5 protein-coding genes are annotated in these 7,341 nt (G+C 45.7%); 4 read left to right on the top strand and 1 reads right to left on the bottom strand.

Annotation, left to right across the window (positions count from 1 at the left end; translation table 11 throughout):
• Positions 1-710: hypothetical protein (locus tag NDI44_RS28680; protein ID WP_190416161.1), on the bottom strand; the 710-nt coding region annotated here is incomplete at its 3' end.
• A gap of 640 nt (positions 711-1,350) precedes the next feature.
• Between NDI44_RS28680 and NDI44_RS28675 the strand changes: the two genes are divergently transcribed.
• The 4 genes from NDI44_RS28675 to NDI44_RS28660 all read left to right on the top strand — a co-directional run bounded on the left by NDI44_RS28675 (position 1,351) and on the right by NDI44_RS28660 (position 7,104).
• Positions 1,351-1,608 carry a hypothetical protein gene (locus tag NDI44_RS28675; protein WP_190416160.1) on the top strand — a complete coding sequence of 86 codons (258 nt, stop codon included), beginning with the start codon at positions 1,351-1,353 and terminating at the stop codon, positions 1,606-1,608.
• A 657-nt stretch (positions 1,609-2,265) separates the two neighbouring features.
• Positions 2,266-3,363 carry a DNA cytosine methyltransferase gene (locus NDI44_RS28670; protein ID WP_190416159.1) on the top strand — a complete coding sequence of 366 codons (1,098 nt, stop codon included), beginning with the start codon at positions 2,266-2,268 and terminating at the stop codon, positions 3,361-3,363.
• The gene (locus tag NDI44_RS28665; protein WP_190416158.1) at positions 3,338-3,604 is read left to right on the top strand and encodes a hypothetical protein; all 267 of its coding nucleotides are present in this window, start codon (positions 3,338-3,340) and stop codon (positions 3,602-3,604) included. Before NDI44_RS28670 ends, NDI44_RS28665 begins: the two co-directional genes overlap by 26 nt.
• Before the next feature lie 533 nt (positions 3,605-4,137).
• Positions 4,138-7,104, top strand: coding sequence for a DUF3854 domain-containing protein (locus tag NDI44_RS28660; RefSeq protein WP_190416157.1), 2,967 nt, complete (start codon positions 4,138-4,140; stop codon positions 7,102-7,104).
• Positions 7,105-7,341 lie beyond the last annotated feature (237 nt).

Below are 7,341 nucleotides of genomic sequence, written 5' to 3'. Positions count from 1 at the left end.
ACTGTAATTAGCGAGCTTAAAGATAAATTTTTCAAAGGAATTTGTTTAGCCCGGTATAGCCACCCTAAAAATCTTTTGGCATGTTCGCGGCGGATTTTTCGGCTAGATTCCTTATAGCCACGTGCTTTCATCCAATTCTCAAAGACTTGAATTTCTTCAAATATTTTGGCAAGGGCTTGCTTAATGCTCTCCGATTCCTCACTGGATTCGGGGGAGTAATCTTTTACATTAAAGCTTAGAGCAAACTTATTTAGCGTATCGGCTGGTCGGTTAGTTAATTTCTTCCGCTTCATCACCCCCTTCCCTTTGAAGTAAAACCTGTAGACTTGCGTTTCACTGCTTTCATTTAGTGACCCAGTAACTAGCCAATTTTGCTCATCAACCCAATTCAACAACTTGTTCAGGTAGCTTCTTGGCTTAGACTGTTGGTCCGCTGGGGTTTGGAGCAGTTTAAAGGTTTTTTCCTGCGCCTTCCGGAACTCAGAGAGTTTGGAAAGAGGCAGAGTCGCGAGAAATTGACGAATGGTTAAAATTTCGTTTGCCGTGAGCCGTTTTCCTTGAGGCATTACTCCAGAAAGGGCTGGAATCGTAAACCGAAATAAGCTACTCTGAATTAAGGAAAAATCATTGGAATCGTTCAGATGTCTATATGCATCAACGGCTTCCAATACATTCGTTGGAATCCCAAAAAGCGGTGTTCTATTGTCCATGCTTTTGCCTTATTTAGGTGTTTTTGTTCATACGCATTAACGAAAAAATTATTAGATATCATTTTCGCTAATGCATACTCAAGCCTGCCTTCTCCTGATTACAGAACAAAAAAGAGTCAGTAGCATATACGGCACCCCTGTTTACGCAATAATGGACTATACCAAATTGATGTCAAGGCTCCTCTAGATTATGCTTGAATTACTGAAACCTCTATTAATTTTTAATAGTTTACTTGTCAATCAGTTTTATAAAAAGCTTGCTGGGAAAGCTTTTTAGGCGGTTATTTTAAAAATGAACTTGATTAAAGCGCTTAATCAAGAAGCCAAAGCTAACAACAAAGTCTTGCAAAAATTGAAGTAATTAAGCTTTAAGTTTGACAAAAACCTTCTATAAACCCCTTCTATAGTTATAGAAGGCTGAAAATTCTCTATTCATGCACATAAACAAAGCCTATGTATGGCAAGGGTTAGAACAGATAGAATTTTTCAAGCCTCCTTATAGAACGCCTTTTACGCTGGTATTAGAAAATAAATTTTGCGATTTGGTTCGTGCGTATAAACTGGAGTAACCGATGGTAAAGATTAGAAAGAGTAGTATTAGGCCAGAGTACCGAAAAAAGCCAAGCCATAAAGGAAAGCAGTGCCAGCGGGGAAAGGATTAATTTACGATGAGCTAAAAGAAAGATTAAACCTGACAATTACTCCCACTGGAAAAGCCTTGCTTGAAGCTAAAGCTAAAGCGGAACGATGTAGCATTTCAACACTGATTGAAGAGTTTGCTAGAAGTGCAGATCTTGAAGAATTTCATGTGAGCGCTGACCTTCAACCTTCTACTTCCTTCGAGAAGACGAAAGAAATTTTACCGTCACCGCAACCGTCGCAGAAGTCAACAGAATAACCGAGTTCACCGTTAATATTCCGAAGCAACCCACTCTAATAGATACAACTCTTAGAATGGGTGTGTGGTTCCGGTAATAGAAGTAATTGCAGTTACTATTACCCAACCTTCAGTGGTTATAATAATCTCACTTTTCATCTAGATGAAGCACCATTGGGACATCTTCCCTCTGTTGTGATACATATTGAATTAGCTCCATCAGAGCCAACTAGACAACCTTTTATGAATTCATTTTTTTATCGCTTAGACTCCTGTGGGTTGTAGCCATTCTCTATCAATGAAAGCTATTTATCCAATACCCAAGGATTGTCCACTTCTGATGGGAGCAGTGATGTGAATGAGTGCTAGTAGCTCTTCTCGAAAACACAAACCTCTCTCTCACTCTGTCTTGAAATTGCTTTCTAAAAAGCTATTGTCTCACGCTTATTTCCGCTTAACTGGCGGATGATTTTAATGACCTTTCAGTCCCGTCAAGCGGAATTTCAGTTTTGCGACATCTAAATCCCATCCAAGAGCTGGAACTATGTTTCTGTTAAATCGGCATCCGTTGTATAGAGTGCCTAACATAACCCTAGAGTTAGGCACTCCAGTTGATTGACCCGAACCAAACTGATAAGTAGAATGCCTAACATAGTCCTAGAGTTAGGCACTCTGGCCATGTTTATCCGAACTAAAATTATTAAAGGCCAACCTTACCGTTACCTGGTCGAAACTTATAAAACCGCTGACGGTCAAAAACGCCAAAAGGTACTCAAATATTTAGGTCATGCTCCCACCCTACCGGATGATGCTCCAACGGCTGTTGTACTGTTTGCTGGAGGCGGTGGGGTAGAAGCTGGCATGGTCATGGCTGGTGTTAGACCTGTCTTGAGCGTGGAATGCGACCCCAGTCGAACCGAACTCTCTGCCGCACTTGCTGCTTCGTTATCGCTGAACTTTAAACCCTATGGCACTCAGGTCGTTCAACAAACGGTTCAAGAACTCGCTGCGGCTGGTTTTCCCGGATTCCCCCAGCCGGATTATCTGCACGCTTCTCCGGTCTGCTCAAACTTTAGTAAGGCGCTGGGAAACGGTACCGAGCAATCAGTAGATTTGGAAGCGGCAACTGCTGTAGCCACTGCGATACGGGTATTGCAGCCCAAATGTTTCACGCTGGAGAACGTATCAGGATATAGACAATCCAAATCATGGCTTCTTATTCAGGATGAGCTTGTAGCGTTGGGATATCAGATAACCGCCGCGGTGCTGGATGCGGCAGATTATGGGGTTCCTCAGTCTCGAAAGCGATTGATTGTCAAAGCCGCAAGAGGAAAAGCGCCAGGGCTACCACCGGGGCAAAGCCGGGTGGGCTGGTATGAGTTTGTTAAAGATTTAATCCCATCGCTGCCTGAGTCTCAACTTCTCCCAAATCAACAGAAGGTACTTGAGGAGAAGCTGGCGATTTGTCCGGGGATTCCAGCTCTCTTGATTGAGCGCATTGGGTTTAGGAACGCTTTACCGAAACTGAGAGAACCCACGGAGCCAATCTGGACGATTAAGAGAGCCATCTTTACAGACCAGAGGCAAGGGGTTCGCAGCCGGTTTATTGATTTGTGGTGTTCAGATGGCACGGTTAAGAGATTAACAGTGGAAGCAGCAGCGCGGCTTCAACGTTTCCCTAACTGGTATTATTTACCCGAATCAATCAATGTGGCAGGCTCGCTTCTGGGTTATAGCGTACCGCCGCACTTTGCACAGCAACTTTACTCACCTTAAGCGATCGCTCAAGGTGGGGAGCGTTATTGGACTTTCTAAAACAGACCTAGAGCGGGCGAGAGCGATCGCACAAGGTAAATCGGAATCTTTATTGGAATCTAAAACAGACCCAGAGCGGGCAAGAGCGATCGCACAAGGTGAATCGGAATCTTTATTGGACTTTCTAAAACAGACCCAGAGCGGGCGAGAGCGATCGCACAAGGTAAATCGGAATCGTTATTGGAATCTAAAACAGACCTAGAGCGGGCGGGAGCGATCGCACGCTGACAACTTCAATAAACTTAACCGAATGTGCTTATGCACTACAGAAATTAGGATTTTCCCAAAAATGAAGAAAAATCTTTATCAATTTCGCGTGCGAGTTCAACCTGCCCGCTTATAATTCTTTCAGGCCTCGCAAGTTGACTTGGCATCGAATGCTTCCAGGACGACCGCGTTCTGAGAAGTCAACCCGGAAGTGACTTCAACTTTCAAGAAAAGCACTCTTCAAGAGCGCTATTGATCAACAACTAAATATTTGCCACGGGCTAGGAATTTTTTCCTAACTCAGAAGGTGCGAAAGTTTGCCAACGATACCACCAACTGAGAATGCGCGATGAAGGCTAACCACGAAATTAATCGTGGGGAGCTAGACCGTGGCAATTACATTTTACTGAATCTGGCTCCAAACTTGTCAAAAATTTTCAACTTTTTTTGCTCAAGTTGATTCAAAGAATCAGTAAATCCTCGCTCCAGAGCCTCCATCGCGCACTACATATACTTTTGGAGGTTTTTATGGTTGCGCCAACATCTGGAAACAAATCTTTTTCTTCAGTCGAATCTTTCCCAGCTCACCGGGAAGAATGGGTCAACGGCAGCGGAACCTTGGATGAAATCGCTGGCCTCAACCTCAAAAGTCTGGATAACCCAACCAAAATTGCTCAGCTACTCTCCTGGAAAGCCTACGGTGGCACAGCTGGCTGGTACGTTCGAGGAATTGACCCGATAACCGGCGCTGACCGAAATTTCGGGCAGTTCAAACCCAACGAACCGATTCAATTTCCCGATTCGGATAAACCGCAAAAATATTTCAGTTTCCCCAAAGGCGCTGTCTCAGAAGCTATCTTCCTGCGAATTTCCTTGAGCGCTTGGCATCTGGTCGCTTGCCGTTATGGGGTGACTATGCCTCATCAGATTGAAATCAATGATTTGGGTGAAGCCCTTGGTTTCTGGACTTGGGTACTAGAACACCCGGAAATCCCGATTACCATCACCGAGGGCGTTAAAAAAGCTGCTTGCTTGCTTTCCGGCGGTTATGTCGGAATCGCTCTAACTGGGGTCTGGAACGGTCAGCAAAAGAAACGGACTTTGATACCGACCTTACAGCCTTTCGTTACCGCAGGACGCCCGGTTGACTTGGCATTTGACGCGGATATTGTGGTCAAGTCCGAAGTCCAATCCGCCCTCAAGTTCTTGGGTCATCTGCTTAATATTGCCAAAGCAATTGTCCGCATTGTCACTTGGGACTTACAACTAGGAAAGGGTTGCGATGATTTCATCGTGGCTCATGGTCAAGAGAAATGGGACGAAGTTGTGAATAACGCTACACCTTATAGTGAATGGCTCAAGAAACTGGAACAGCAGTTTCACGGATACCGCAATGCTGACAATCAGCGTCAAAGAACCGGAAAGATTCCCCCAGCAGATCTGGTGGCTCATGAAATCGCCGCAGAATACCGCGAACAACTCGCCTTCAACGATGAAATCGGTTATTGGATGCGCTATGAAGCTGACAATCCCGGTATCTGGTCTATCGAGACGAATGAATATATGGAGTCGATTGTCGCCAAAATTTTGGATTCCAAAGGAATCCGAGGTTATGGTACCTATAGCTATGTCACCAACGTGGTGAAGAGCCTGCGGGTTTTGCTGATCAAACGCAAATGGGTGGAACCCTCCCCGAAAGAACTGCTCCCTTTCCGCAACGGGGTTCTGGAAGTATCTACAGGTAAGCTCCTACCTCACTCGCCAGGTTATCACCTCACCTGGCAGTTACCCCGCGACCACGACCCCAATGGCAGCAATTGGAGCCGGATTGAAGCGTTTCTTGACCATCTTTCCAACGGGAATACAGCGATTAAGGAAACCTTACTGTGTTTTTGCAATGCGGTCTTAAAAGGACGCAAAGACCTGCACAAGTTCCTGCACTTGATTGGTCTGGGGGGAACGGGTAAGGGAACCTTTGGACGGCTGCTGACCGATTTAATCGGCTCTGACAACATCTACAGCACGACTTTGGAAGATTGGTGTGGGAATCGATTTGAAGCTGCTAACGCTTATAAGAAGCGTTTAGTCGTGTTCTGGGATGAAGATAAGCAGACTGGGAAACTCGGTAAGTTTCTCTCTTTGACGGGTGATGATTGGATACGCGCTGAAGAGAAGGGGAAAAAAGGCTTCCAGTATCAATATGACGGCTTGACGCTGGTTTTATCGAATCTTCCGATTTTCACTGGAGATGCTGCCTCGCGGATAGCACGACGGGTAATTACGGTACCTTGCAATAATCCGGTCTCCACCCGCTCGCGTCGCGACCTGAATGCTGAGTTCAGTGGCGAGTTAGATGCTTTTACCAATCATGTTTTAAGTCTTTCGGATGCCCATGTCACTAAGGTGCTGATGGGGCTGGTGGATATCCCAGAATGCACGTTGGAATTTTGGGAAAACCGCGCCCGTGTTGATTCGATTGCTGCTTGGGTCAATGACTGGGTAATTTACGATGTTTTGGCGGTGACTCCGGTTGGTAACGATAAGGAGGAGGGATTCAACGGCGCTCCTCGGACTTTGTACGGGTCGTATTGCTTGCACTGCAAACAATCTGGTACTTCTCCCAAAGCCAATAAGAATTTCAGCCCAGATTTATTGGAGTTGTGTCGGAGTGTCTTGGGTTGGGAGGTGTCGCGCAAGGTAACGAAAATCGGGAAGTTTATTCAGGGATTGAGGCTGCGGACTGAGTGGGATCAAGAGATTCCAACCCATGACTTTTTGTTGATGCAGCGGGTGACGGATGAGAATTCTGGCGGTCGCTCGGAAGATGACGGATTGCGTAATGGAGTGGGTGACGGGTCACAAGTTTTGCCAGCTAAGGTTTCTAGCTTAAGTGACGAATCTTCTTTAATTTATAAAGGAGATCCAATATCTGAATTAGTAGTGACAATCCAATCTAATCATGAACAATGGGGAACTCCTCAGGTGACACCGAGGTTCAACCTTTTATTAGATAAGGGTTCTGAAGAGTCACGAGCATTGGACACTGTGTTTGTCACCGGCGAGGAAACCCTAGAGGGACAGTTAGCCAACTTAGAGTCAGCAGCATCAGACACCACATCTGATGCTGCTGAGGAAACTCCAGCGTTGCAATTGGCTAACTTACTATTGCAGTGTCAGACTTGGGCCGAGATAGAGAATGCGGTTTCTTTATATGAGGCTTACAAGAATGAAGCCTGGAAGCTTCTAGACCCGCAGCAGCAACGACGCATTAAAACCCTCAAGGTGAGGTCCTTACTCCGAGTGGGTTCGCGGGTCTGTATTGACCCAAGTTCTTGGAGTCCTTTATCGCCTTATATCGGAAAGCTAGGCACGGTCAGGAAGGTGACAGATTTCGGCTACTACGAGGTGCAACCAGACGGGGAAAATAAGCGAATCAATTATGGAGTTGAAGACCTCAAACCTGTGGAAACGCCACTTGGGTTCGGCAAGCGGTAACTTTCTTTTGTCAGCACCAGATAGACAAGCATTCCGCCCTGTGGAAACGCCACTTGGGTAACGCTTGCGGTAACTCCGGGTAGACGAAGCTAAAATCTCTCGCTGAACTGGCTTTTCGCTCTATTAGACCTCCTGCATGAATGGTCAAGTAGTGTGCCAGTTCATAATCGAGATTGCACAATAAGGGAGTAGATCAGCATCAAGACACTGGGGAGTTGGTATGCCGTATACGGAGCT

Origin of the sequence: Trichocoleus sp. DQ-A3 (assembly GCF_039961975.1) — a bacterium.
In the GTDB taxonomy this organism is placed as follows: domain Bacteria; phylum Cyanobacteriota; class Cyanobacteriia; order Cyanobacteriales; family FACHB-T130; genus FACHB-T130.
The sequence above is the reverse complement of the archived record's forward strand: the minus strand, read 5'-3'. Positions and strand labels throughout refer to the sequence as shown.

Excerpts from the sequence above, each read along its gene's own strand:
- NDI44_RS28670 (WP_190416159.1), top strand. The coding sequence starts at position 2,266 with ATGTTTATCCGAACTAAAATTATTAAAGGCCAACCTTACCGTTACCTG.
- NDI44_RS28660 (WP_190416157.1), top strand. The coding sequence starts at position 4,138 with ATGGTTGCGCCAACATCTGGAAACAAATCTTTTTCTTCAGTCGAATCT.